This window comes from Microbacterium phyllosphaerae, assembly GCF_017876435.1.
GTDB classification, from domain to species: domain Bacteria; phylum Actinomycetota; class Actinomycetes; order Actinomycetales; family Microbacteriaceae; genus Microbacterium; species Microbacterium phyllosphaerae.
In genome coordinates this window covers 803,639-829,031 of the sequence record NZ_JAGIOA010000001.1, presented here as the reverse complement: position 1 = coordinate 829,031, position 25,393 = coordinate 803,639, and the positions used below count along the sequence as shown (strand labels likewise).

General features: G+C 65.7%; 8 protein-coding genes. 4 read left to right on the top strand and 4 right to left on the bottom strand.

What is annotated here, in order from left to right:
• Positions 1-30: 30 nt before the first annotated feature.
• Positions 31-1,098 carry a DNA cytosine methyltransferase gene (locus tag JOF42_RS03905; RefSeq protein WP_210096658.1) on the bottom strand — a complete coding sequence of 356 codons (1,068 nt, stop codon included), beginning with the start codon at positions 1,096-1,098 and terminating at the stop codon, positions 31-33.
• Positions 1,099-1,173: 75 nt separating this feature from the next.
• Here JOF42_RS03905 and JOF42_RS03900 point away from each other — a divergent pair, with 75 nt between their 5' ends.
• A complete protein-coding gene (locus tag JOF42_RS03900) occupies positions 1,174-1,713 on the top strand; it encodes a very short patch repair endonuclease (RefSeq protein WP_210096657.1) in 540 nt (179 codons plus the stop codon).
• On the opposite strand, the gene drmB is transcribed toward JOF42_RS03900, so the two are convergent.
• The 3 genes from drmB to JOF42_RS03885 are packed head-to-tail and all read right to left on the bottom strand — an operon-like array spanning position 1,618 to position 11,214.
• Entirely contained in the window at positions 1,618-3,396 is a 1,779-nt protein-coding gene (gene drmB, locus JOF42_RS03895) for a DrmB family protein (RefSeq protein ID WP_210096656.1), read from the bottom strand. The two genes, JOF42_RS03900 and drmB, sit on opposite strands and share 96 nt — an antisense overlap.
• Entirely contained in the window at positions 3,389-6,586 is a 3,198-nt protein-coding gene (locus JOF42_RS03890) for a helicase-related protein (protein ID WP_210096655.1), read from the bottom strand. Before JOF42_RS03890 ends, drmB begins: the two co-directional genes overlap by 8 nt.
• Positions 6,583-11,214, bottom strand: a complete 4,632-nt coding sequence (locus JOF42_RS03885; protein WP_210096654.1) for a DEAD/DEAH box helicase — start codon at positions 11,212-11,214, stop codon at positions 6,583-6,585. Before JOF42_RS03885 ends, JOF42_RS03890 begins: the two co-directional genes overlap by 4 nt.
• A gap of 256 nt (positions 11,215-11,470) precedes the next feature.
• Here JOF42_RS03885 and JOF42_RS03880 point away from each other — a divergent pair, with 256 nt between their 5' ends.
• From JOF42_RS03880 to JOF42_RS03870, 3 genes are read left to right on the top strand one after another with little or no spacing between them, the layout of a single operon-like run.
• Complete coding sequence (locus JOF42_RS03880) at positions 11,471-14,317, top strand: helicase-related protein (protein ID WP_307803537.1); 2,847 nt, start codon at positions 11,471-11,473, stop codon at positions 14,315-14,317.
• Position 14,318: 1 nt separating this feature from the next.
• The gene (locus JOF42_RS03875) at positions 14,319-19,016 is read left to right on the top strand and encodes a DNA methyltransferase (RefSeq protein WP_210096652.1); all 4,698 of its coding nucleotides are present in this window, start codon (positions 14,319-14,321) and stop codon (positions 19,014-19,016) included.
• Positions 19,013-25,393, top strand: a complete 6,381-nt coding sequence (locus JOF42_RS03870) for a DEAD/DEAH box helicase (RefSeq protein WP_210096651.1) — start codon at positions 19,013-19,015, stop codon at positions 25,391-25,393. Before JOF42_RS03875 ends, JOF42_RS03870 begins: the two co-directional genes overlap by 4 nt.

Below are 25,393 nucleotides of genomic sequence, written 5' to 3'. Positions count from 1 at the left end.
GCCAGCACTGCGGGGCATCGAGAGCTCCGGTCAGTCGAACGCCCGCACGAGGTGTCGCCCGATCGCCCTTCCGAGGGGAATCGGGACAGCGTTGCCGATCTGGCGAGCGATTGCGGTCCGAGACCCCGCGAAGCGGTAGTCGACCGGAAAACCCTGGAGAACCGCCGCCTCGTAGTGAGTGATCGCCCGGTCGGCCGAAGGGTGGAGGTATCGCCCCTTCTCCGGCTTGAAGAACTCCGTGCGGATCGTCACCGATGGCTTGTCCACGTACAGCCTCCCCATGACATCGCCGGAACCCGACTTGTGCTTACGCCAGCACGGCGCGAGCAGCTCATCAGGGAGGTTGAACCTGTTTCCGCCCGGCGGGATGCTGGCGAAACGCTTCAGAGAGATCTCCGCATAGTCACGACCGATATGAAGCTCTCTCGAGCTCCACGGGCCGCGATGCGCACGACCGTCGATCTCCACCCGGCGGTCCACAAGAGCTGGATCCACCTCGAGCGGGATGCCTGCGAAGACCTGGCCGACACTGACGTGTTCTTCACGTCGGTGAGTCGCCGCCGGTAGACCGATGTCCGGCATGTCGCGGTGCCGGCCGATGAGGATCGCGCGCTTGCGCGCCTGTGGCGCACCGAAGTCCGCCGCGTTGAGCACGTCCCACTCGAACGCATAGTCGCTGAGGATCCCGCCCGGCTCTGTCGCCTGAGTGAGATCCCGGAACTGGGGCGACTTCGCGAAGACCGCGACGTTCTCGAGGACGAAGTACTTCGGCTGAGCACGGATGATCGTCTCGGCGTACTCACGCCACAACGTGTTGCGCTCGTCCTCGGCGTTCTGCTTACCGAGAGTGGAGAACCCCTGGCAGGGCGGTCCCCCGACGATCACATCGACAGAGGGCACCGTCTCCTCGCGCAGCCACTCTTCGATGCCGCCCTGGTAGGTGACGCCCTCACCGTGATTGAGCGCGAAGGTCGCCGCCGCATCGCGGTCCTTCTCCACCGCGCGAACAACTTCGAAACGAGGTGATGCCTCATGCATCCCCTGGGTGAGTCCGCCGGCTCCCGCGAACAGGTCGAGCACTGAGATGGCGTTCCCCATCGGCGCCTCCCGGGCGGTCGAAAACCCGCAGAGCAAACGGGTTGATCTGATCCTACGACGTTGCAGGATGGACGAATGGAAGCGTCGCCGGCATCCGCAGAATCCGCCTCATGGGCCAGCAGCCCCGCGGCGCGAGCGACCATGCGAGCGAACCGCGGGCGCGACACCGGACCGGAGATGCAGGTCAGACGAATCGTCCATGCGGCAGGGCTTCGCTACCGAGTCAACGCACGCCCTGAGCAAGATCTGCGCCGGACGGTCGACATGCTCTTCCGTCGAACTCGGGTGGCTGTTCTGATCGACGGCTGCTTCTGGCATGGGTGTCCGAAACATCATCAGGCTCCGAAATCGAACGCCACGTTCTGGTCGGACAAGATCGCGACCAATCGGGCGCGCGACTCACAGACGACCGAGTTCCTCACCCGACGCGGATGGCTCGTGCTGCGCTTCTGGGAGCACGAGATCCGGGCGGACGTAGGTCCTGTCGCCGCCCGGATCATCGACGAGGTTCGATCGCGATCAGCCGATGCGCTGTCCGAGCATCGCGTCGAGGACCGGACCGAAGAAACCGACGACCTTCTCCCCTCCGACCACGAACGTCCTGTCGAGCAGTAGGTTCGACGATTCACACGACGTCTCAGGGGCGAGGCTACACGCGTGGCACGCGGCGAGATTCAGCCCGTCGATGCTCTGTGGTTCCGACTCGGCGCATACGGGATCGTTCGGGCACCAGGCGGCCTGCTCCAGGGCTGCCACGATCGCCGGCACCAGCAGGTCCGGCTCCCCCTGGCGGACGAGGCCGCCGAGCGTCCCTTCGACGTCCGCCGTGGTCGTGTAGATGAACACGCCGTAGTCTCCGGCGGCCTCGCAGTAGACCCGCTCCCTCAGGGAGGACGCGGTGTACCCGCTACTGAAAGCCAACTCTCGCATCAGCAGGTGAGCGAATGAGTGGAGCAACACGTACTCAGCGGACACGACGTGCAGGCGAAGTCCGAGAGTGGAGTGATTCTGATGCTCCAGGAGCGTCTCCTCGAGAGTTCTGACCGCCGGCTGCGCTGCCCATTCCTCGACGGCAGCAGCGTCGAAACGGATGAAGATCCCCTCGCCGTATCCCTCGGCCGCCGGCAGCCAGGACTTCTCGAAGGACTGTGTCGACACAGCCGGGACTGCAGTCGCCTCCGGGGAGTACCTGCGGAAGCCTCGCACCGCTCGGACGTCGCGGAGCCTGTCGACCAGCACCACGTCCTGGATCCTCGCGGCCACGCCATCGCTGGCATCCTCGCCCGTCGGGTGCAGCTTGATCGGCCTCGTCACGAAGTCCTGCATGGGCGCGGTTCCGGAAACCGCCCTGACGAATGCTTCGAACTCGTCGCTCTGAAGGGTACTCATGATCTCGCGGCGCTCGACTGGTCCGGCGTCATCCACCAGCGCCTCGATCTCCTCCACCGATACCCCGAGATCCGTAACCATCTGGGCGACCATGCCGTCGCGCAACGCGGGGACAGCGGCGCCGAGGCTGTCGAACAGCCCGTGGCCACGGATCGCGTCCTCTTTGTCGGATCCACGACTGGGAACGGGCGGGATGTCGATGGCACTCACGGAGTCGCTGAAGTGGAGGCTGGTCGCGCCCCGCTGCTGCGCATCCACGGGCTTTCCGCAGCCGGTCCACTCGTTTTCCCAGGGCTGGGTACCCCTACAGGAGAATCCGTCCTTGGCCAACGCATCGCGGCGGAGTTCGCCCAGCGACCTCTTCGCTCCGCAGGCATCGCAGGAGACCTGGAGACTGCTCAGACCGTCACCGACTCCTTCAAGCGTGCGGAAGCGCAACCTCTCGGATGATCTGCAATCGCCCTCAGATCCACGATGTGCCCAGTCACCCCATGGGACGTCACCGAGGTGGCTGTTCTCCGTGCAGACGAGGACGAACCTCATCGGGACGAGCCGTCCGTCGCACCCGGTCTCGGCGCAGTGTGGAGCGCGACCGGTCTCGAGCTTGGGGCTCCACTTGACCAACCGGCGGCACACCTGGCAGAAGAGCCACCCGGGGAACCGGACGAACTCGAGTCCCGGCACCGTGCCCTTCTCAGGTTCGTGGGTCGTCGGGGCCGCCCACAGTTCCTGAACATGGAGGGCATCGGCGAGTCGGGACGAATCCACCCTCTCTCGCACCTTCTGCGAAGGCCACTTGTCCCCGGTCGGCACCATGAACGACTGACCGAGGATGTCCACGATCGCTCCCGGACCGTAGGGGGCGACCGTCTCGGAGGCTCGGATCGTCTTCACCGTCGACTCAACCATTTCTCTCTCCCTTCGCTCGCACCTTCACGACCCTGTCCACATTCCTCATCGAGTTCATCACCGGCCAGCCCGCTCCTGGCTCGGTGAACTGGCGGAGCAGCCGCTCCTCCGGGTCCTTCGACTGGTACACGAGCGACTTGCCCGCACGCGAAGCCCGCTCGCGTACCTCCACCCAGTCGAGGACGGCCTCGTCGATCTCGCGGCCGACCTGTTCCGCCTCGCGTTGGTCAGCGCATGCGATGTGCTCCTTCAACAACGAAACCGCCTTCTCGACGCCCGCTGAATCAGGGTCGAAGTACGCAGCATCAGCGTTTCCATTCCTCCCGACGCCATGCCTCACGAGGATGACCAGCGCTGCGCGCAGAGCCCGACGCCGCGCCTGCAGAGACCAGGGCGTGACGCTCGACGGTTCGACGAACCGGTAATAGGCGCTGTGATACGCGTCGAACGATTCGAACACCGACCTGTCTCTCGGCTTTCCCGAGCGGAACATCGTGACGACCAGCCCCGGCGTCGTCCCACGTCCGACACGGGAGGTCGCCTGGATGTACTCGGCGGTCGTCTTCGTGTGGCCGTTCACGAGCATCATTCCGAGCCGTTGGACGTCGATCCCGACCGACATGATGTTCGTCGTCGCCAGGGCATCGATCACATCCGCGTTCTCGGGCCCTCGCTCGAGTCGCTGCAAGAGGCGTATGAGCTCGTCCGAGGGGACGTTGCCGTTGAGCTCCTCCACCCCTTCGGCGCCCAGAGCGCGAGTCGGCTTCTCGCCGCCGGACCGACGCGCGAGGTTGCTCTGAACGTCATCCCGAAGGATCGTGACCGTGCGCCCGAGTTCGCGAAGGCTGTTGTGGTAAACCGCAAGCGTCCAGTACCGGTCCTTCGCCTCCCCCGCCAAACCGGTGGCGACCGGGGCGTCGAGGAGTTCGGTCGCGATCTGACCGATCGACCACGAAGGCGTGTGAGCCTGCGGCATGATTCCCAGATAGAGCCTTCCCGCAGCATCGGGGTCGGGTTCAGAGAAGTGATTGTCCTCGGCGTGCAGCCCAGCAGGCGGGAACGCCTCGACCTTCTTCGCCATCAGCCCCTGAACCTGGTCCGCCGACGCGCGGGTGGTCGCCGTCGAAGCGACCGTCTTGGGTCCTGTGCCGTTCCATCGGAGCAGGGCTCCGATCGCGGCCTCGTAGGCACCCACGATGGTGCCCAGCGGCCCGGACAGGAGATGGAGCTCATCCTGGATCACGAGCGAAGGAGCGTCGCAGATGCTGTCGATCCCGAACATCCTGGATCCATCCGATATCCAGGCCAGACGTGCGAGTTTGTCGACTGTGGCCACCAACATCGTCGGGGGGTTCGCGTAGATGCCCTCATCGACGACTTGAACCGGAAGCGTGTCGGAGAAGGGACAAGCGTCATCCGGGCAGAAGAACTCGAACCCATAGGCGCTCGCCTTCACCCCGTATCGGCGATCCTTCGACGTCTTGCGTGGCGGCATGATCGACTCGGCGCACCACGGGCACTCGAGCAGCTGGAAAGGGTTGTCCGGGCGGCTTTGCTGTCTCACTTCGCGCAACTGCTTCTCGGCCTGCTTGTACGTGCCTGGAGTGGTGGAGTTGCCCAACCAGAGACCGATCGAGAAATCGGGAGCTTCATCCAGCCGCTCATCGTCCGCGCGCATCAGTTCGAGCGCGCATATGAGTGTCGCCGCGCGCTGGAACTGCTGTGCGGTGAGGAGGCGCATCGTGTAGCGCGTCAGCACAGCCATCCCGCCACCCTTGTGTCCACGGGCCAGCCTGCGTCGGATCATCTCGATCGCGGCGAGGCCGAGGTACGCCTCGGTCTTACCTCCGCCCGTGGGGAACCAGATCAGATCGACGAGATCGCGATCATCGTGCGCATCATCCACAGTCGACGCCAGCGCGCTGAGGATGAACCCCAGCTGGAACGGGCGCCACGTCGGTTCGTCTGCTCCTTTGTCGTCGAAGAGCTTCCGACCGTAACGCGTCTCTTTGTCGACGACCTTGCGCTGCCGCAGCATCTGCCATCGCATCGCGGTGTTGGCCATCCGGAACGCCTGCAGTACTTGTGCATCCTCGCTGAGGACTCGGATGCCCTCTTCGATACGTTCGAGTGCGCGGTGCTGCCGCTCGACGATACTTGCTGCGATAGCGCCGTCGGTGTCATCCAGCTTCGCAGCCTCGGCCTCCTGCTCTGAGATCCAACCCGCGTAATCCCGAGCGACGGACGACAGCCCCTCGACGAGGTCGGGGACGGGCACCGTCTCATCCGACAGCCATCGCATCCTGACGGCATCGCCGGCCCCTCGCTTCGCGCGGATCGCACTCACCTCGGTCTGCGGAATCACAGACGTTCGGACGGTGATCGGAGACGACGCCGGCACGCACTCGACGGCAACGCCATGGCCGATCGCGAACGACGGCTTGTCCCGATAGCGGAACGCCAGCTCGCGATCATCTGCGGAGACGTGAACGCTCGTCTGCGGGTAGGGAAGCAGCCCGGTCTCGTCCGAGCACGACATCTCCACCTGGAAGAGGCACAGCTCCGGATAGCGCTTGGCTTCGCCTGCCGCGACATTCGCGTCGTTGGACAGCGCCACTGTGGTCAGCCAGCGGCCCCTGTGATGGCGCGAGCGCCACGACAGCTTCGCTCGCCCTTCGAGCACCGACATCTCACCGTTCGAACCGACCTCGATGAACTCGCGGCCGCCCACGGGCCGTCGCGTCCACTGCTCGTCACCGCCCTTCTCGTACACCCCGGCCGAAAGGTCGATGCTCAGCGACGACCCACCATGAACGAAGGACATTCCCAGGGAGGCCGGCGCCCACCCGAACGCACCGGTCAGGTTCACGCCGAGGTCCTCGATCTCGGCGTCACCGCCCTCGCCGTCGTCGGCCGCCGACTCCCACTCGATCTCCTCCTCTTCGGCGACCGCTCCGGCCGAGTCCTCGACCTCGTCCAGTTCGGCAGGAACCGCTGTTCCCTGCTCGACCGGGTAGAGCGTGCCCACCAGGTACGCGTACACGGGGCTGCGCTGCAGCACCTCGTGCTCTCCATCGAGCGGCCCCAGCCACCGACGCCGCACTTCGGCGACGACTGCAGCCCTTCCTTCGCGCGGATCAGTGATCGGCTGAGCGGGTTCTGTCGGAGTGGTCGTCTCGATGTCGGTCATGCCTTGCTCCAGAGGTAGTCGAATTCGTTGTAGGCCAGTTCCTCGCCGAACTGTTCGAAGGTGTCCTCGACGTTCACGATGAGGCACCGTTCGGTACCACCGTTCTTCGGGCCCCGAAGGCCTCGCCCCACCATCTGCAGATAGCGGTTCGGGCTGAACGTCGGGCGGGCGATGTAGAGCGCACGTACCTTGGGGGCGTCGAACCCCTGAGTGAGTAGGTCGCAGTTCACCAGTACCTGCGTCTCTCCGGATTTGAACTGTTCGATCACGCGCCGGCGTTGCTGCCTTCGCATGCCGCCATCCACGGAATCCGCATTCACATCGTTCAATCGCAGAAGCGCTGCGATTGTGTGCGCGGATGCCACCGACGCCGCGAAGACGAGGATCGGCCACTCGCTGTTCTGTCGTTTGATGTGCTCCACGACGGTCAAAGTCCGCTGCATGTCCTGGCCGATCGCCGCGAGCATCCCCGGCGTGACCTCTTTCATTCGCTGGAACTCGGCGTCCTGGTCACCCAAGGCGACCTCGACGCCGTTGAGGATCTCGTAATCGACCTCCGACAGGACTTCCCACGACCTCAATTGCGCGATCGGATCGTCTGCGTCGAGCGACTCGAGTCGGTTCTCACCGAAACGCTGGGCGAAACGCTGGTTGATCTCATCGTTGCGACCCCGGAAGGGCGTCGCCGTCAATCCGAGCAACGGCCGCTCGGTCCGTGCCGCCGTGAGCCCGAGGTTCCGGAGGATCTCCGTGTACGACTTCGAGAGTGCTGTGTGAGCTTCGTCGATGACGACGATTCCGGGGTTCGTCAACCACTCGTATTGCGGCTCTCCGAGTCGCCGGACCAAGGTGGCATCGATGGCGACGACCACGTGGAGCTCCTCGTCCGACTCATCCAACTCGTATCCGCCCCAGAACCGGCTGACGTCGAGGGCCCGCTCGTCCCCGAACGCGCGCCAGACCTCGGTGAAGGAGTGGATCGCCTGTTCGCACAACTCCTCGCTCTGTGCGATCCACAGCACCGGCGACGGAATCTCACCCGACTTCATGAGATGGACGAGCGCCTCCACCGTCACACGTGTCTTTCCCGCGCCGGTCGGCAGATAGAGAAGGCCTCGCTTTCCCGCGGGATCTTCGGCGGTGACGAGGTCGCGGATCTTGTCGGCCACTGCGCGCTGGTACGGGTGGAGGGGATTGAGTGTGAGCTGTCCCTGGATATGGCTAACCGCCGACGGCCGCTTCTCGCGCGTTCCCGCGTACGAGGTATCGAACCCGAGGTTCTTCACTGCTGCCTGCGCCGCGGGCGAGCCGTCCCATCGATCGGGGACAGCGATGCCCCGACGCCGAAGCACCTCGCGCAGTTCGCGCACCGAGTCCTGCCCGTACACCCGCAGGAAGAGCTCGGCGACGTTGCGATCGTCCAGAGTTCCGGTGTTGGCCTCCACCGCGTCGAGCAAACCCGCCGGCAGGGCTGCTCGGAGGTCGTCGGCATCGACCAGGATCAACAGACGCCGCTCGTCATTCCGCGCAGAACGAGCTGACGCGATCAGTTCGCTGTGGCGCATCTCCTCGTCACCGCGAAGGACGCTTCGAACGTCGTCCGGCGAGAGCCCGAGTTCGAGGGCGACCGACACCGCGGCGAGCGCGCTCTCCAGGTCGAGGGCGGCGTCGACAGTCACCGCGTTCTCCTGGCGTGTGGCTCGGAGCCGCTTCTTCTTCACACCTCTTGCGCTCTGGAGCACCCGCTGAATGCTTTCGGCGCGCGTCACTGTGACCTTCGCGAGCGGCATGACGACGTGGTTCTGGAGACTCGGGTGGATGTCGCGCAGCGGGACGGCCTCAGCAGCACCGCTGATCTCGATCGACTGGTGGAGAGCGTCCTCGGCGGAGATCAGCCCCCATCTGGTCGTGAGATCCGTATCGTGATCCTCGACGGGTATGTACGCGACTCCCGACTCGTCGAGATCGGCGATGCCGTCTTCGCGGACCGCGACGGCGACCTCTTCGCGAGCCGTGAGCAGAATCCTCCCGTTTGAGATCGCCGGAATACGATCGGGGATCGCCATGTCGGACCTGCGAGCACATTCGACGATCAACTCCGAGAACTCTTCGGGTCGCGTCGCCGGGTAGTCTTCCGCAGCCAGGAAGGCGGCAAGCATCTCCTCGGGAATCGATTCGACGGTCTTCGGCAGTGGCAGCCCCGCGACGACGTCGGTGCTAGCGACCGGCAGGAACGGCGCGAATCGCCTCAATGACCCGGACACTGCTTCATCGATTCTTCGAGCTCCGACGGAAGTCTGGATCAACCCGAGTCGGCGAACGGCCCACCACTCCATGGTCGGCATCCGGATCTCGGCTTTACGCCCTCCGAGCGGAACCACCAGGATGAACTCCGACGCACCCATCCGAGTTAGCACGGCCTGCGTCCAGGCGACTCGGTCCTGTTCCTCAAGGTCGTCCAGCAGCAGGTCAAGCGGACCGACTCCCAGATACTCCGGAACATCGATCCGACTGGCTTTCGCCTGGTTCGCTGCCAGGTAGCGCCGGGCGAGGTTTTCTATCGTCGAGACATACTCGCTCCGGAGACCATCGCGCCAGATAGGCCTGTCACGCTCCGGCGCAGTGACCGCACCGGCGGCAGCGCGGACGGCGACATTCGGAGCCACCGAGGGATCGATCTGGCGGCTGGGTATGTCGCGCGCTATCGAGGCGTCTGCGATGAGATCATGCGCCGCGCGCCAGGTGCCTGCCTGTGTGCGCATGAGAATCGTGACCCCGCGCTGGCGCACGCCCTCGACGGCGTTCAACGCCACGCGTGGGGTGGCGGCATCCAAAGCCTTCCAGAGGCGGACCCAGTCACTCTCCTCCCAGTGATCGGTCGCAGCGGCGGCAAGAGCCGCGGCAGCTTCATCGGCGGATATCTCGCGGAAGCCGAAGGCCCGCAACTCGTCGGCGGCCAAGGCGGCCAGGTCGGCACGCACGAGCTCGACTCCGTCGGGCACAGCTGCGCCCGGCACCGGGAGAAGAACCGTCTGGTTCTGATCTGCGCGCGCCCACTCCCCACTTTCGAGCGGGAGGATCTTCGCGGCGACGGCCGCTTGATAAGTGGGAGATGCACCGCGACGAAGGTCACTGAGAATCCTGAGCGCAGCGAGCGAGCCTCCGGGATCCTGTTCGTCAGCGAGTTCCGCAAGCCACCCCGCCGCCCCGGATTCCTGAGGACTCCGTTCTCCTTCCCCGCCCCCCAGAAGCGAACGGAGTCGAGCGCGTCGGGCCGGCGTGGAGAAGCATTTGGCATGCGGCATCGTCGAGCGCGGAGCGCGTGACTGCCACAACTGCGCCGCCTCGTGGCTTATCGGAGACTTCTCGAGGTCGGGCACGCCTCGGAAGTAGGTGGAGACCTTCAGGGCGCCCGAGACATCGGGAATGAGTGGTCGTGACTTGGCGAGAATGGGCACCGCAGCCGACAGATAGGCATCCGCGGCACTTTTGACCTCTCGCCCGCGAGCGGGGAAGAGATCGAGATGCGCTGCGGGATCGTCGACCGACGCGGCCCTCGCCACCACATCCAGGAACAGTTGCGCTCCCACCTCGAGCATCGCGGCATTGAGTCGGGAGTTGGTGACGAGCGAGGTCCGGTCGTCATTCACCTGCCACGGAGCGTTGAAGATGCCACTGGCCGTCGTCTCGTCGCGGAGGGGGAACCATGCCCAGAGTCGGCCGGTCGCCCTCACTCCCGGCTGCACGGCATAGGAGACTGTCATCGACTGACGCAGTGCCGTCTCCGGGAGGGTCGACGAGACATCGATCGTCGGCGAGTAGGTTCGCTCGGCGAACAGCCAGCGAGCCCGAGTCCCATCACGATCGACGATGACCACCTCACCGTCCTTCTCCTGACCTTCGCGCAGGAAATCTCTAGAGATCGCTGCGGTTCCTGGCCTGCCCTGCAGGGTGATGCGCAGCCGGCTGAGCCCCTTGAAGAACAGCAGAGCCTCTGGCTTGAAATCGTCGAGCTCTTCGCGCAGTCGGGCCCCCTCGCGGCTGAGCGGGAGCTTGACGATGGTGGTCGCCCACCCCATCATCTCCGCGAGGTTCTGATCCTCGCGCCGAGCCGACTCGACATCGATCATGCTGGGCACTCGCAACAGCGGGTAGCGTCCGCCTGCGGACGGGATCCCTGCGAAGAGCTCAGACGTCTCGGGGGCATTGAACCCGAAACTGACCGAACGGCTGAAGATCTGCGGGTGATCGCTGACCCCCAGCACCGACTTGAAGCCCAGCCCGAAGCGGCCGATCTCGTCGCCGCGCTTGGAACTCAGAAAGGCATAGGTGACGGCCGTCAACCCGTCGGCGTCGAAACCCGCGCCCTCATTGGCGCAGTACAGCGCTCCGTCAGCGAGGCGAAACTCGACCATTCCGGACGATCCCCCCGCGGCGAGCGCATCCACGGCGTTCTGCAGCAGCTCAGGAATCTGCCTCGTCCCGTACCCGCCGGACTTGAAGCTGTCCTCCTGACGGACATGCTCGACCAGCAGATCATGGTCTTCCTCATAGACGCGCAGCGCCTTGGACTGTCGCTCCGAGATGTGATCCTGCAACGCGGGATCCATCAGCTCCGGCCAGCTCATGTCGAACCTCTCCTCCTGTCAGCGGAACGTTCGTCCGCGCCGAGGCGAGTGCTCAGCCGAGTGACGTTACGGAGGACCTCAGACATTCCGCTTCGAACGCCACCCCCTGGCGATCATTATGGAGGAGGATTCATCCGTCCGCATGAAGTCGAGGCGCTGAATGTCCGACGAATCGATAAATTCTTCGGTTCTGCTCGGATCGATACGATGGCGGAGAGCGGATCGACCGCAGACCGGTCAGGGGAGGTACGACGTCGTGCAGACATCGCATCAGGATGCCGCTTCGAGCACGCTCAATGTGGCTCCGGGCTCGATCGTCACGGTTCGCGACGCCGACTGGCTCGTGACCAACGCGTCCCCGACGCGTGATGGCCTGTTGGTCGAGGTCACCGGACTCTCAGAGCTGGTCCGTGACACGCGTGCTGCCTTCTACGAGGGCCTCGACGACATCGTGCCGCTCGATCCACGCGCCGCGCGGCTTCGGTCCGACACATCCCCAGGACATCGGCAGACTCGCCTGTGGTTGGAGTCCACGCTGCGCCGCACGCCTCTTCCGCTCGGCGAGGGCGACCTGTCGGTTTCGACGCGGATGCTCACCGACACCCTCGGCTACCAGCGCAGCGCCGTGCGCAAGGCTCTGAGTTCGGAACAGCTCCGCCCTCGCGTGCTCCTCGCCGACACGGTGGGGCTGGGCAAGACGATCGAGATCGGGATGATCCTCTCCGAGCTCGTCCGTCGCGGACGCGGCGAGCGCATCCTCATCGTCACCCCGAAGCACGTGCTCGAACAGATGCAGTTCGAGATGTGGACGCGGTTCGCCCTTCCGTTCGTGCGCCTCGACTCCGTGGGCATCCAGCGCGTACGCCAGAAGCTGCCGGCCACACGCAATCCCTTCAGCCTCTACAAGCGCGTGATCATCTCGGTCGACACGCTCAAGCAGGATCGCTATCTCAACCACCTGCGCCGGCAGCAGTGGGATGCCGTCGTCATCGACGAGTCACACAACCTCACCGGCGTCACCAAGAACAACGCCCTCGCCCGCGTGCTCGCCCCGAACACCGAAGCCCTGATCCTCGCGTCGGCCACTCCCCACAACGGACGCAAGGAGTCGTTCGCCGAGCTCATCCGCCTTCTCGAGCCCACCGCCGTCTCCCCGAACGGTGACGTGGATCCGCAGGCCCTCGATCGCCTCGTGATCCGGCGGCACCGTTACTCGGATGAGGTCAAGCGTGAGGTCGGAGATCAGTGGGCGGAGCGCAAGGAGCTGCAGCATCTGGTCGTCGCCGCGTCACCGGCAGAGGATGCCGTCGCCGACGAACTCGCCGAGGTCTGGCTCTACCCGCAGGTGAGCAGCCCATACTCGGGGGACAACAAGGGACTGTTCCCTTGGACCCTCGCGAAGGCGTATCTGTCGAGCCCTCCGGCGCTGTTGGAGTCTGTGCGCAACCGCATCCGCACCCTCGGCGACACGCGAACCCTCGAGCAGGACCGGGAGCTCGAAGCACTCCGGCGTCTGGAGTCGCTGGCGCGGGACAGCACCGAGGGTGAGTCAGCCAAGCTGACGAAGCTCGTCGCCTACCTCAGGCAGGTCGGCATCGCTCGCGGCTCGGCCGAACGCGTGGTCATCTTCTCGGAGCGGGTGGCAACCCTCCATTGGCTGCAGTCTCGCCTTCGTGAACATCTCAAGCTGAAGGACGAACAGGTCGAGATCCTGCACGGCGGCCTGTCCGACGTCGAGCAGCAGGCCGTCGTCGAGTCTTTCAAGCAGTCATCGTCACCTATCCGAGTTCTGATCACCGGCGACATCGCCTCGGAGGGGGTGAACCTGCACTCCCAGTGCCATGAACTGGTCCACTTCGACATCCCGTGGAGCCTCATCCGCATCGAGCAGCGCAACGGCCGCATCGACCGCTACGGCCAGCAGCACCCACCGCAGATCACGACGCTGCTGCTCAGCCCTTCGAACAAACGGTTCTCGGGTGACATGCGGGTTCTGCAGAGACTCGTCGTGCGCGAGAACGAGGCACATGGCGCGCTCGGCGATGCGGCGGTGCTCATGGGCGCTTACAGCGTCACGGCTGAGGAGAAGGCGATCGAGCAGGCGCTGATGAAGGGCAATCCGATCGACGAGGTCGTTCCGGGAGTCGCCGATATCGCGGACTCCGATGATCCGTGGCGAGCCTTCCTACAGGGATATTCCGAGTCGACCCCCACCGCGGTCTCCGCCACCGTCGATGACGGCGGCACCACCGGCCTCTTCGAGTCGGATGCCGACTACCTGCAGTCCGCCCTGCACGAGGTGTTCGAGACACCGGCCGAGAACCTCGGTGCGGGCGGCGTGGACTGGAAGGTCCACTCCGGATACGGGATGGTCGAGCTCAGCCCGACCGACGACCTGAAGCAACGACTGACCGTCCTGCCGCAGAGTTACCTGCAGGAGCGCAAGGTTCTCGGCGACATGAAGCTCGCGACCACGGAGACCCGGGCCAAGGCCTCGCTCAAGGACGCCCGTGACGACGCCTCGGAACGACAGAGCCTGTGGCCCGACACGCATTACCTCGGGCCGCTGCATCCCGTGCTCGACTGGGCTGGTGATCGCGTCCTCGCGAAGCTGGGTCGCAACGAGGTCTTCGTCGTGCGCGGTGACGTGTCGGTGCCGACCGTGCTGCTGCTCGGCACACTCAGCAATGCCCGAGGTCAGGTGATCGCGACGAGCTTCGTGACGGTCGCCGGCGGGATGATCCGCCCCTACGCGAGTGCGGGAGAGGCGCTCGCCGACCTCGGCATCACCTCGGCGCACACGAACCCGGGTGCTGTCGAGAGCGTCGAGGCACTGCAGGATCTCATCCCGCGGGCTGTCGACCGGGCCGTGGCACATCTCGAGGTGACGACCGAGGCCGCGGCGGCGGACGCTCGCCGACGCGTCGACGAATGGTCCCAGCGGGTGGAGTCGTGGATCGAGACGTCGGGTGACCTCGTCCAGCGTGCGGATCTCAAAGGTCGCCGCTCCGCCGTGAAGGACGAGGAACGCACAGCGCGTTCGATGCTTCCCTCGCGACACCTCGCCCGCCCGCTGCTCGTCGTCGTCCCTGAGGAGGCCTGAGATGCCATCTGATGCGTTCATCGTCGGTGAGGACTGGATCAGCGAGCACTACTTCAACACCGAGTCCGCGAAGCAGTCGTTCCAGGGCCGAGTCACCGCCCGCCGCAAGGACTGGGACGAGCGCGAGAGCGCGGGAGAGAAGACACCGCGGTCGCGTCTCGCGGCGGCAGGAGCCACACTCACATCGCTGTTCTCCACCGTCGACGCGGACGCGGGCAACGATGCGGTGATCGAGATCGATGCGGACCGCTACCGCAGCGAGGTCCTCGCTGCCCTCGCCACCGCCCTCGGCTACGAGGATGCTCGCTGGCGCCGCAAGACGAGCGGGCCGATCACGCTGCTCGCACCGAAGGATGCCGCCGACGTCTCGGCCGCCATGCTCTTCGCTCGCCCCGTCGCCGACGTGGTCGACCTCCTGTCGAAGAACAAGCCGACACTTCTCGAGCCGTTCCTGCCGGAAGACGAGACCGGCGAGGTCATGTCGGTGGCGCGAGCTCTCTCATGGCTGTTCACGAGTGACGAGGCGCCTGCGTTCGCGGTGGTGCTCAGCGGTGCGAAGGCACTCGTCGTCGAACGCGAGCGCTGGGCCGAAGGCCGCTACCTCGCCGTCGATCTGCAGCTCGTGCTCGACCGCAACGAGGTGAAGAAGCGGGGTGGCGAGTTCGATCGTGCCGTCGCCGTGCTCGCCGCGGAGTCGGTCTCACCCGACGTCGACGGCACCACGTGGTGGGCCGAGACGCTCGAAGACTCGGTCAAGCACACCGTCGGTGTCTCGAAGGATCTCCGTGACGGCGTGCGGGAATCGATCGAGATCATCGCCAACGAGGTCGTGCGCCGCCGTGCCGCGCAGTGCCTGGACCCGTTGCCCGCGAGCGAAGCGAACACACTGGCCCGGCAGTCGTTGAGATACCTCTACCGCGTGCTGTTCCTGCTGTTCGCCGAAGCGTCGCCAGAACTGCGCGTGCTTCCCGTCGGCGCACCCGAGTACGCCCTGGGATACGGCCTAGACCGGCTGCGCGAGCTGGTGCTGGTCGAGCTCGGCGAGGAATCCCGCCATCGCACTCACCTCCACGAGTCACTCGACACCCTGTTCCGCCTCGTCGACGCCGGCCATGAGAAGGTGGCGATTACCGATGAGGCTGAGCTCCCCGAGGGACTCGAGTTCCATCCGCTGAGCGCCGATCTGTTCCGACGAGAGTCCGTCGCGCTGATCGATGCGGCGAAACTCGGCGACGGAGCTCTGCAGCGCGTGCTCTCGCTGCTCCTGCTCACTCGTGAGGAGCGGACCAAGAAGGGCGGAGATCGCGGCTTCATCTCGTACGCCGACCTGGGCATCAACCAGCTCGGGGCCGTGTACGAGGGCCTGATGTCGTACAGCGGCTTCTTCGCCGAGACCGATCTTTTCGAGGTGGCGAAGGACGGCGACTCATCGAAGGGCTCGTGGGTCGTGCCCGTCGAACGCGCGCACGACATCGCGAAGCAGCACTTCGTGATGGCCGAAGACCCGATCACCCACGAGCGGGTGCAGCGGCGGTATCGAGGAGGCGAGTTCGTCTTCCGGCTCTCCGGCCGTGAGCGCCAGACCTCGGCCTCGTATTACTCTCCCGAAGTCCTGACGAAGTTCGTCGTAGGCCAGGCACTCGAAGAGCTGCTCGACCAGGACGGTCACACCACGTCGGCCGAAGAGGTCCTCGATCTGAGCGTGTGTGAACCCGCACTCGGCTCGGGCGCGTTCGCGATCGAGGCGGTGCGCCAACTCGCCGACGAGTACCTCACTCGACGGGAACAGGAGGTCGGTCAACGCATCGACCCCGACGAGCGTCCGCGCGAACTGCAGAAGGCCAAAGCCGCGATCGCTCTGCACCAGGTGTACGGCGTCGACCTCAATGCCACGGCCGTAGAACTCGCCGAGATCTCGCTGTGGCTCGACACCATGGTCGATGGTCTGCAGGCGCCCTGGTTCGGGCTGCGCTTGCGTCGGGGCAACTCGCTCATCGGTGCGAAGCGGGCCGTCTACACGCAGAAGCAGGTCAACGACAAGGCTTGGCTGAAAGACACTCCGACCGACGTGACCGTCTCGGCTCTCGTTGACGACATGCGCGGGGGACGAATCGGCAGCTCGACATCGGGCAAGATCCATCACTTTCTCGTGCCCGCCGAGGGCTGGGGATCTGCCGTGGACGCGAAGGAGGCGAGGGAGCTCGCGCCCGAGGCGCACACCGCACTTCGCGAGTGGCGCAAGACGACCCGCGTGAAGCCGTCGAAGAAGCAGCTCGAGCGGCTCGTCGGACTCGGTCATCGGGTCGAGGCGCTCTGGCAGTTCGCACTGCGGCGCCTCGAGATCGCCGAGAGACAGGTCTCCCGCGAGCTGACCCTCTGGAACGATCCTCGACCGCCACAGGAAGGCGACGAAGCCGTAGTCGGCCGCCTCAAGGTCGAGGCGTTCCTGAATGACGACAGCGGAGCATACCGGCGGCTGAGACGAGTGATGGATGCCTGGTGCGCCCTGTGGTTCTGGCCGCTCACTGACGACCTCACGCAGGGGGCAGCACCACCCAATCTCGACGAATGGCTCGACGGGGTCACCGCACTGATCGGCGGCCACTCGCGCGCGACTGCACGCAAAGCCGGTGAGGGCGCCCAGCAGTTCGGCCTGCCGACAGGGTGGGACGACCTCGAGGAGGCCGAGAAGGACGACCTCGACTGGTCGAGCGCACTCGACGTCGACGACGCTCTGGCAAGCCACCCTTGGCTTCGAGTCACCGAGCGCATCGCCGACGCGAACGGTTTCTTCCACTGGGAGCTCGACTTCGCGGGAGTGTTCGCGCGCGGTGGTTTCGATCTGCAGGTCGGGAACCCACCGTGGGTGCGGCCCAGGTCGGACGTCGATGCGCTCTTGGCCGAGGGAGACCCGTGGTGGCAGTTGGCGGTGAAGCCGACTCAGACCGAGGTCAAGGCCAAGCGCGAGCAGACTCTGGAGATCGAGGGGATCCGAGACCTCGTGGTCGACGGCACCGCCGACGTCGCGTGCACCGCCGCATTCGTCGGTTCTCCGATCGTCTATCCACACCTGGCCGGCCTGCAACCGGATCTGTACAGATGCTTCATGGAGTTGACCTGGTCTCATCTCAGTCCGACGGGGGCCGTGGCTCTGATCCACCCGGAGAGTCACTTCACGGATGAGAAGGCGGGCTACCTGCGCCAAGCGACGTATGAGCATCTGCGACGTCACTGGCAATTCATTAACGAGCTCTCATTGTTCGAGATCCACCACCTCGTCTCGTACGGCGTGCATGTGTACGGCGCTGCACAGAGACCGCGGTTCAGAATGGCGACGAACCTCTACCACCCGGAAACAGTGGTCGGCTCGCTTCGGCACAACGGGGATGGACCAGAACCAGGGATCAAGAACGTCGACGGCAAGTGGGACCTCAGCGCCCACAGCGGCCGCATCACGCTCGTCGACGACGATGTGCTGCGGTCATGGCACGGACTTCTTGAAGACGAGTCCACGCCGATCCGAAGGACGCGGATGGTCTACGCGGTCAACCGAGCCACGGCGGCCGTGCTGGCAAAACTCGCCGACGCTCCCCGACTCGGTTCGCTCGGGCTCGAATTTTCCCGTGGGTGGGATGAGAGCATCGATCGCAAGAAAGGTTACTTTGACGTGGAATGGGGCGAGGTGGAGTCGTGGGATCAGGCGATCCTGCAGGGTCCGCACCTCTTCGTCGGCAACCCTTTCTACAAGTCCCCGAACTCGACGATGCTCCACAACCTGGACTGGTCGCCGGTAGACCTGGAGACGCTCGCGCCGAACGCGATGCCCATCACCTCCTATAAGCCCGCCAAACCGCGCGCCGAATACGACGCCGGATACACGCACTGGGGCCCGGACCGAGTCCCTGCCCGCGACCACTATCGAGTCGCATGGCGGAAGATGGCAGCGAACACAGGCGAGCGAACTCTCATTAGCTCTCTCGTACCGCCTGGAACCACACACATTGACGGCATGCTAACGGTCGGTGCACCAAACGCTACGGCTCGTGACCTGCTCGTTTTGCAGGCATACATGTCATCGATTAGCAATGACATGTTGGTTCGCGCTGCGCCCAAGGCCAACATTCGCTTTCAGACGGTCGCAAACCTGGCAGGTCGCCAGAATGAGTTGACGCCAGCGCTAACGCTGCGAGTTGCCCGTTTGAATATGCTCACCTCGGTGTACACCGAGCTAGTGTCCGATGCATTTGATGACGACTGGCGGACCGATCGATGGTCAACCGACGCAGAGGAGACAGGCGCCGTGTCCCTTTCTATCGACACTGCCTCGTGGACGTCCGACTTTCCGCTCCGCCGAGCATCTGATCGACGCCAAGCGCAGGTCGAGATCGACGCCATCGTCGCTCTCTCCCTCGGTATCACCGCCGACGAACTCTGCACGATCTACCGCACCCAGTTCGCCGTGCTCTATGGCTACGACCGAAACACCTACTTCTACGACGCCAACGGGCGCCTCGTCCCGAACGAGGTACTGAAGGTGTGGCGCCAGAAGGGGGACGCGATCTCGCAGGACGAGCGCACCTCGACCAACGCGTCGGGGAACACCTACGAGTACGAGCTGCCGTTCGTCACGCTCGACCGTGAGGCCGACATGCGTCAGGCCTACGCCCACTTCGAGAAGATCCTGCAGGAGCGCTCATGAGTGAACTGCTTCCCTCGCGCGAGGCGGTTCAGATCCGCGAGGCTCTGACCGACTTCCTCACCACGACCTTCGCGCTGTCGGATGTCGACGCGCAGCGGTCGCTCACTGAGTTCCTCACCGATCCCGCGGCCGGCATCTTTCGCGGTCCGTTCGTCCGGGCGCGCATTCCGTTCCGTGCGGCAGACGACGGATGGCGGGAGACACTCGACTGGTACGAGGGCCACACGCCATACGGCCATCAGGCCGATGCGTTCCGTCGTCTCAGCAGTTCGAACCTCGGGGAGCAGCCCGACGGATCGGTGAAAGAACACCCCCTTCCGACGCTCGTCGTGACCGGCACGGGCTCGGGAAAGACCGAGGCGTTCCTGTATCCGATCCTCGATCATGTGTTGCGGGCGAAAGCGGCGGGCGCAGACGGCGTGAAGGCCCTCATCCTCTATCCGATGAACGCATTGGCGAACGATCAGTCGCGACGTATCGCTGAGATGATCCGCGGACATGACGCGCTAAAGGGCGTGCGCGCAGCGCTCTACACCGGTGAACAGGCGGGTGCGAAGCGCACACGAGTCACCGACGACGGCCTCATCAACCACCGCGAGACGATTCGCGATGATCCGCCCGACATCCTGCTCACCAACTACAAGATGCTCGACCAGGTGCTGCTGCGCCCGGCCGACCGAGCCCTCGTCGAGGCGATGAGCCTGGGCCTGCAGTACCTGGTGCTCGACGAGTTCCACACCTACGACGGCGCGCAGGGCACCGACGTCGCGATGTTGCTGCGGCGACTCGGGCTCGCGTTGCGTCGCTCACGTGGTGACACGCGACCTCTCGACACCGAGTTCGAGGCCTTCCCCCTGGGCGACGTGACACCGATCGCGACCAGCGCGACTCTCGGTGACGACGGCGACCCGTCGGGCATGCTCGCGTTCGCGGAGACCGTGTTCGGCCGTCCGTTCGACTCTGCAAGCGTCGTGACCGAGACCCGGCAGTCGGCACGCCTGTGGATCCAGAACGCCCGCGCTGCCGGCCGGGTTCCGACGACCCCGGCGGCCGGCATCAACAATGCGCTCGCCACGGCTGTCGCCGAGGCCGATATCGCGGAGGACGCATCCTCGTCTGAGATCGCCGCAACAGTGCTCGACCGCCTGTACCCGGCATCCACCGATCCTGACGTGGCGGACACACACGTCGAGTGGGCGGATCTACCGGACGAGGACCTCCTGGCGAGCGTCGCTGCCCACCCCCTGATCCACTCCATCGCGCAGGCCGCTGACAAGGCGATCTCGATCGACGACCTCGCCGATCAACTGCTGCCGCGCGGCCTCGGGACCGACGAGACGTTCGAGTCACGGCGCGATGTGCGACGCACCTTCCTCACCCGCGTCTTCGCGATGCTCAGCCATGTGCGCGCGCGAGTCGGCCGGGCTACATTGTCGATCGACCTCAATCTCTGGGTTCGCGAATTGACCCGCATCGACCGGGCCGCCTCCCCCATCGTGCGATTCTCGTGGTCGGATGACGGGCCGAGCGATGCCCTGCTCGAGGACGGTGAGTTCGCCGTCTTCCCGGCGATCTACTGCCGCCACTGCGGCCGCAGCGGCTGGGGCGTCGAGCTCGCACCGACCGGCAACGAACTTTCGGCCGATGACGAGAGCATCCGTCGCAACCACGCCTCACGCGAGACGCGCAGTCGCTTCCGGGCACTGCTGCACGCTCCAGGCGAAGCCGAGTCTTTCGAGGCCGGTACCCCCGTCGCTGGCCTCGCCTGGTTCGATCCCGAGCTGCGTCGCGTCTCGGCGACGATCCCTCAGGATGGCGACGGCACGGCGGTCCACTTGCCCGTCCTGACTCTGACCGGCGATGATGCGAGCGACGACTCGCGCGACGACGTGTGTCCGGCATGTCAGCGCCGTGACGGCATCCGCTTCCTCGGGTCGGCCATGGCGACGATGCTCAGCGTGATCGTGACCACGCTCTTCGGCGACGCGCAGCTCGACCGTGCGGAGAAGAAGGCCCTCATCTTCACCGACAGCGTGCAGGATGCCGCGCACCGGGCCGGGTTCGTGCAGAGCCGCGCGCACGTGTTCGCGCTGCGCAACGCCATTCGGCAGGCGGTGGGCGATCAGCCTGCTCCGCTCGACGAGATCGTCACCCGCATGGTGCAGCAGGCAGGCGACGACCCCGACGCCCGGTATCGCCTCGTGGCTCCAGAGCTCGTGGAGCGCGAGGACTTCGCGCCGTTCTGGTCGAGCGACACCCTGCGCCAGGTACCGACCCAGGTGCGCACACGGATCAACCGACGCCTGCTCTTCGACGTCGCGATGGAGTTCGGACTTCACTCCCGCGTCGGTCGCACGCTCGAACTCACCGGCAGCCTGGCGGCAGGCGTCGACGTGTCCGACGCGAAGCTCGAGGCCCTCGGTCGCAAGGTGTTGGCCGACGGAGGTTCCGAGACCCTCGAGGGGATGTCGGCGGCTAACGCAGACCCGGCGATCGTGCTGCGCTGGGTGCGCGGCGTGATGGAGCGCATGCGCGAGCGCGGTGCCGTCGAGCATGAGTGGTTCTCGAAGTACATCGCCGAAGACGGTCGTCGCTGGAACGTGTGGGGCGGGCGCCCCCGCGGCTCAGGCATGCCTGCGTTCCCACCCGGACGCGAGGCACCTGCATTCCCCCGCGTCGGACCGCACGCGCCGACGGGCACGGACGGGCACCGCACACACCTCGACGTCGTGTCGTCGTCGCAGAGCTGGTTCGCCACGTGGGCGCGCAAGACGCTCTCGGTCACGGCGGCCGAAGGGCCGACGCTCACTGCCGCGCTCCTAGCTTCTCTGGCAAAGGACGGGCTGCTGCACGCGACGAACATCGCGACCGGCTCCGCCACCGTCTACGCCATCCCCCCGGCATCCGTGATCGTCGCCCCTGTGACCGACGCCGAGCTCTCCGACGGCCGCACCCGTCTCGTCTGCGACGTCTGCCAGAACCCGATCACGGGCCTTCCCTCCGCTGTGGCGGCCCTGCGCGACGGGCCATGTATGTCGGCGCGGTGCCCCGGCAGGCTGCGCACGGCTCAGACAGGTCAGAACTACTACCGTGGCTTGTACGACGAGGGGCAGATGCGGCGCGTCGTCGCGCGCGAGCACACCGGTCTTCTCGACGACGATCTGAGACTGAAGTACGAGAACGCCTTCAAGTCCTCGGACGAAGACCCGTCCGCACCGAACGTGTTGGTGGCCACCCCGACACTCGAGATGGGCATCGACATCGGCGACCTGTCGACCGTGATGCTCGCAGGTCTGCCGCGAACCGTGGCCTCATACCTGCAGCGGGTCGGCCGCGCCGGACGTCTCACGGGCAACGCTCTCTCGATCGCCACCGTCACCGGTCGCGGCGATCAGCTGCCCCGAATGGGTGATCCACTGTCGGTCATCAACGGAGCCGTCCGCCCGCCGGCCACCTATCTCGACGCACAGGAGATAGTCCAGCGGCAGTACATCGCGTCTCTGCTCGACCGACGCACCGGGGCCGGGCTGCTGACGCAGACCGACACGCACGACGTGTTGGCGTCCAGCGAACGCGGCACACTTCTCGGCGACCTGATCGACGACGCGGACGGCCATCACGAGCAGCACGTCGAGGAGTTCCTCGCGACCCTGCCCGGGATCACGCCCACGACGGCCGAGCGGTTGCGTGCGTTCGCAACACCCGTCAGCGATGACGGCACCTCGCCACTCGCCGATACCGTGCGCGATGCCGTGCAGCGCTGGAACAAGCAGATCGAAGCCCTGGCATTCCGTCGTAAGGAGATCGCCGACGCGATCCCTGATCTGGAAGCCGCCAAGGATCTCGGCCTCGAGCCGGACGCCGAGGAGAATCTTCGCACGGCGAGGATCACCCACCGTATGCTGGGCCGCCAGCTGAACGAGCTGCACACCGACCATTGGGTCGCTTCGCTCGAGCGATTCGGCCTTCTGCCGAACTACACCCTGCTCGACGACTCGGTGACTCTCGACGCCGCGATCTCGTGGGTCGACCCCGAGACCGGGAGCTGGCAGGAGGATCCGGTGAGCTATCAGCGCGGCGCCTCGGTCGCGATCCAGGAGCTCGCGCCTGGCGCCTACTTCTACGCTCAGGGCTTGGAGATCGAGATCGATGCCGTCGATCTCGGTCCCGGGGGCGAAGCCGTGCAGGAGTGGGCGTTCTGCGCACGATGCGGCCATGGGCGCAACCTCGTGGCAGGAGACGGGCTGAACATCTGTCCACGGTGCGGGGCGAAGGGACTGAACGACGTCGCCCAGCGACTTCGCGTGGTCGAACTCGACGCGGTGTCGGCCATCGCGCGCCGCGACGAGGCATCGATCAGCGACCGCAGCGACGAGCGGCGCCGCACTCGCTTCACCGTGCAGGTCGCCGCCGATCTCGACCCTGCAGGCGTGGCCCGTCGATGGTTCGACGACGAGACACATTTCGGTGTCACCTACGCGCGCGACCTGACGATCCGGTGGCTCAACCTCGGACGACAGAGCGCCGGCGGCGAGGCACGGATCATCGCCGGCCGGGAGCATCACGCTCCGCTGTTCCGTGTGTGTGACACTTGCGGCAAGCAGGACTCGCAGTCGGGTGGAAACCGCCCGAGCGATCATCGTTCGTGGTGCGCTCGGCGCCGGGAGACCCGAGAGCACACGATCGCGCTCGCGCTCAGCCGCACGCTCGTCACGCAGGGGACATTCCTGCGTCTCCCCATCGGGATCACGCTCGGCGACTCGCTCGCCGTACCGAGTCTGGCGGCCGCGATGATGCGCGGGCTGCGTGAAGTCATGGGCGGCGATCCCGATCATCTTCGCGTGATCTCGACGATCGAGCCCGTGGGCGACGACACCACTGCGGAATCCCTGCTCGTGCATGACGCGGTGCCGGGCGGCACGGGCTACCTCGCCGAACTGGCCGATCCGGACCGCATGTTCGAGCTGCTGTCGACGGCGTGGAGGATCGTCCGCGACTGCGAGTGCCGTGGCGAACAGCGCGCCGCCTGCCATCGGTGCCTGTTGCCGTATGCGAGCGGGAACACGAGCGTCGTCTCGCGTGCGAGCGCTGAACAGGCGCTCGCCAAGCTGCTGCGCGTGGGCACCGACGGGGAGCCCCACGCATTCGAGCCCGTCGAACAGGACCCGGGAGTCGTGCTCGACGAGTCCACGATCGAGCAGCTGTTCAGGATGCGCTTCATCGAGCGGGCGCAGAAGCTCGGCGGAACCGTGAAGGAGAAGCCCGGCGACTGGGGCAACAAGGTCCAGGTCAGCTTCCCGGGCGACGCGCGTATCTGGAAGCTGAGCCCGCAGGTGTCGCTCGGATTCACGAAGCCCGACTTCGTCCTCGAGCAGCACGGAGGCGGCGCCGAGCCGATCGCGATCTACACCGACGGGAAGGCATTCCACGCCAGCATCCTGCACAATAAGCTCGCCGAAGATGCCGGGAAGCGGGCGCTCGCACGCAACGGCGGACACCGGGTGCTCGCGGTCACGTGGGCCGATCTGCAGGACGACGACGCGCTGCCCCACGACTGGATCGACCCCGGCTTCGCCGAGCGGATCGCCCCGATGTATCAGCTGCCCCTGGTGCAGCTCGACCGACTCCACGCCGATCCTTTGACGACGCTCATGGAGTGGATGCAGGACCCGGTCGGGGAGGCAAAGCGTCGCGACAAGATCGCTCGTGCTCTCCCCATGATGACGAGGAGCGCCGGCGGTCCGGCGCCCGCCGTCACGCCCGTGAATGCGGCATCCGCGGTGATGCGGGGGGCTACCGATCCGGCTTCGGGCGACTCGATGATCTGGGTCGTGGATCGCGGTGCTCTCGTCCACGCGACTCGGATGGGCGATCAGGGCGCATCGGAGTTCGCCCTGATCATCGACGACCGAGACGCTGCTGTCGGCGCCGAGGGCTTCACGGACGCATGGCGACTCTGGTTGCATCTGTCGAACGTGATCGGTTGGCGACACGATCTCAGCGGTGTCGAGATCCTCGCGCTGTCGCAGGTCGTCGACGCGGGCGGGGACGCTGCCTCGACGGGCGTGCTCGGGCACGTCGACTTCCCGCTCGCGAACGTCAGCATCGAATGGAAGACCCTCGCCGAGGTCGCCACATCCGCGGAGAAGATCCTGATCGCCGCGCTCGCCGCCGCCCCCGGCATCCCGATCCCGAAGATGGGACTCGAGTTGGGCGACGGCATCCCGTTCTCGTTCGTCTGGGAGGATGAGCGCGTCGCGACCGCCTGGGATCTGAACGATGACGATCGAGAGTCCCTCGCGTCACTCGGATGGACCGCAGTGGAACCCGAGGCGGATGCGGTCTTGAGCGCCCTCGCCAATGCAGGAAGGAACTGA

Coding starts and splice junctions, on each gene's coding strand:
- JOF42_RS03905 (WP_210096658.1), bottom strand. CDS start 1,098: ATGGGGAACGCCATCTCAGTGCTCGACCTGTTCGCGGGAGCCGGCGGA.
- JOF42_RS03900 (WP_210096657.1), top strand. CDS start 1,174: ATGGAAGCGTCGCCGGCATCCGCAGAATCCGCCTCATGGGCCAGCAGC.
- drmB (WP_210096656.1), bottom strand. CDS start 3,396: ATGGTTGAGTCGACGGTGAAGACGATCCGAGCCTCCGAGACGGTCGCC.
- JOF42_RS03890 (WP_210096655.1), bottom strand. CDS start 6,586: ATGACCGACATCGAGACGACCACTCCGACAGAACCCGCTCAGCCGATC.
- JOF42_RS03885 (WP_210096654.1), bottom strand. CDS start 11,214: ATGAGCTGGCCGGAGCTGATGGATCCCGCGTTGCAGGATCACATCTCG.
- JOF42_RS03875 (WP_210096652.1), top strand. CDS start 14,319: ATGCCATCTGATGCGTTCATCGTCGGTGAGGACTGGATCAGCGAGCAC.
- JOF42_RS03870 (WP_210096651.1), top strand. CDS start 19,013: ATGAGTGAACTGCTTCCCTCGCGCGAGGCGGTTCAGATCCGCGAGGCT.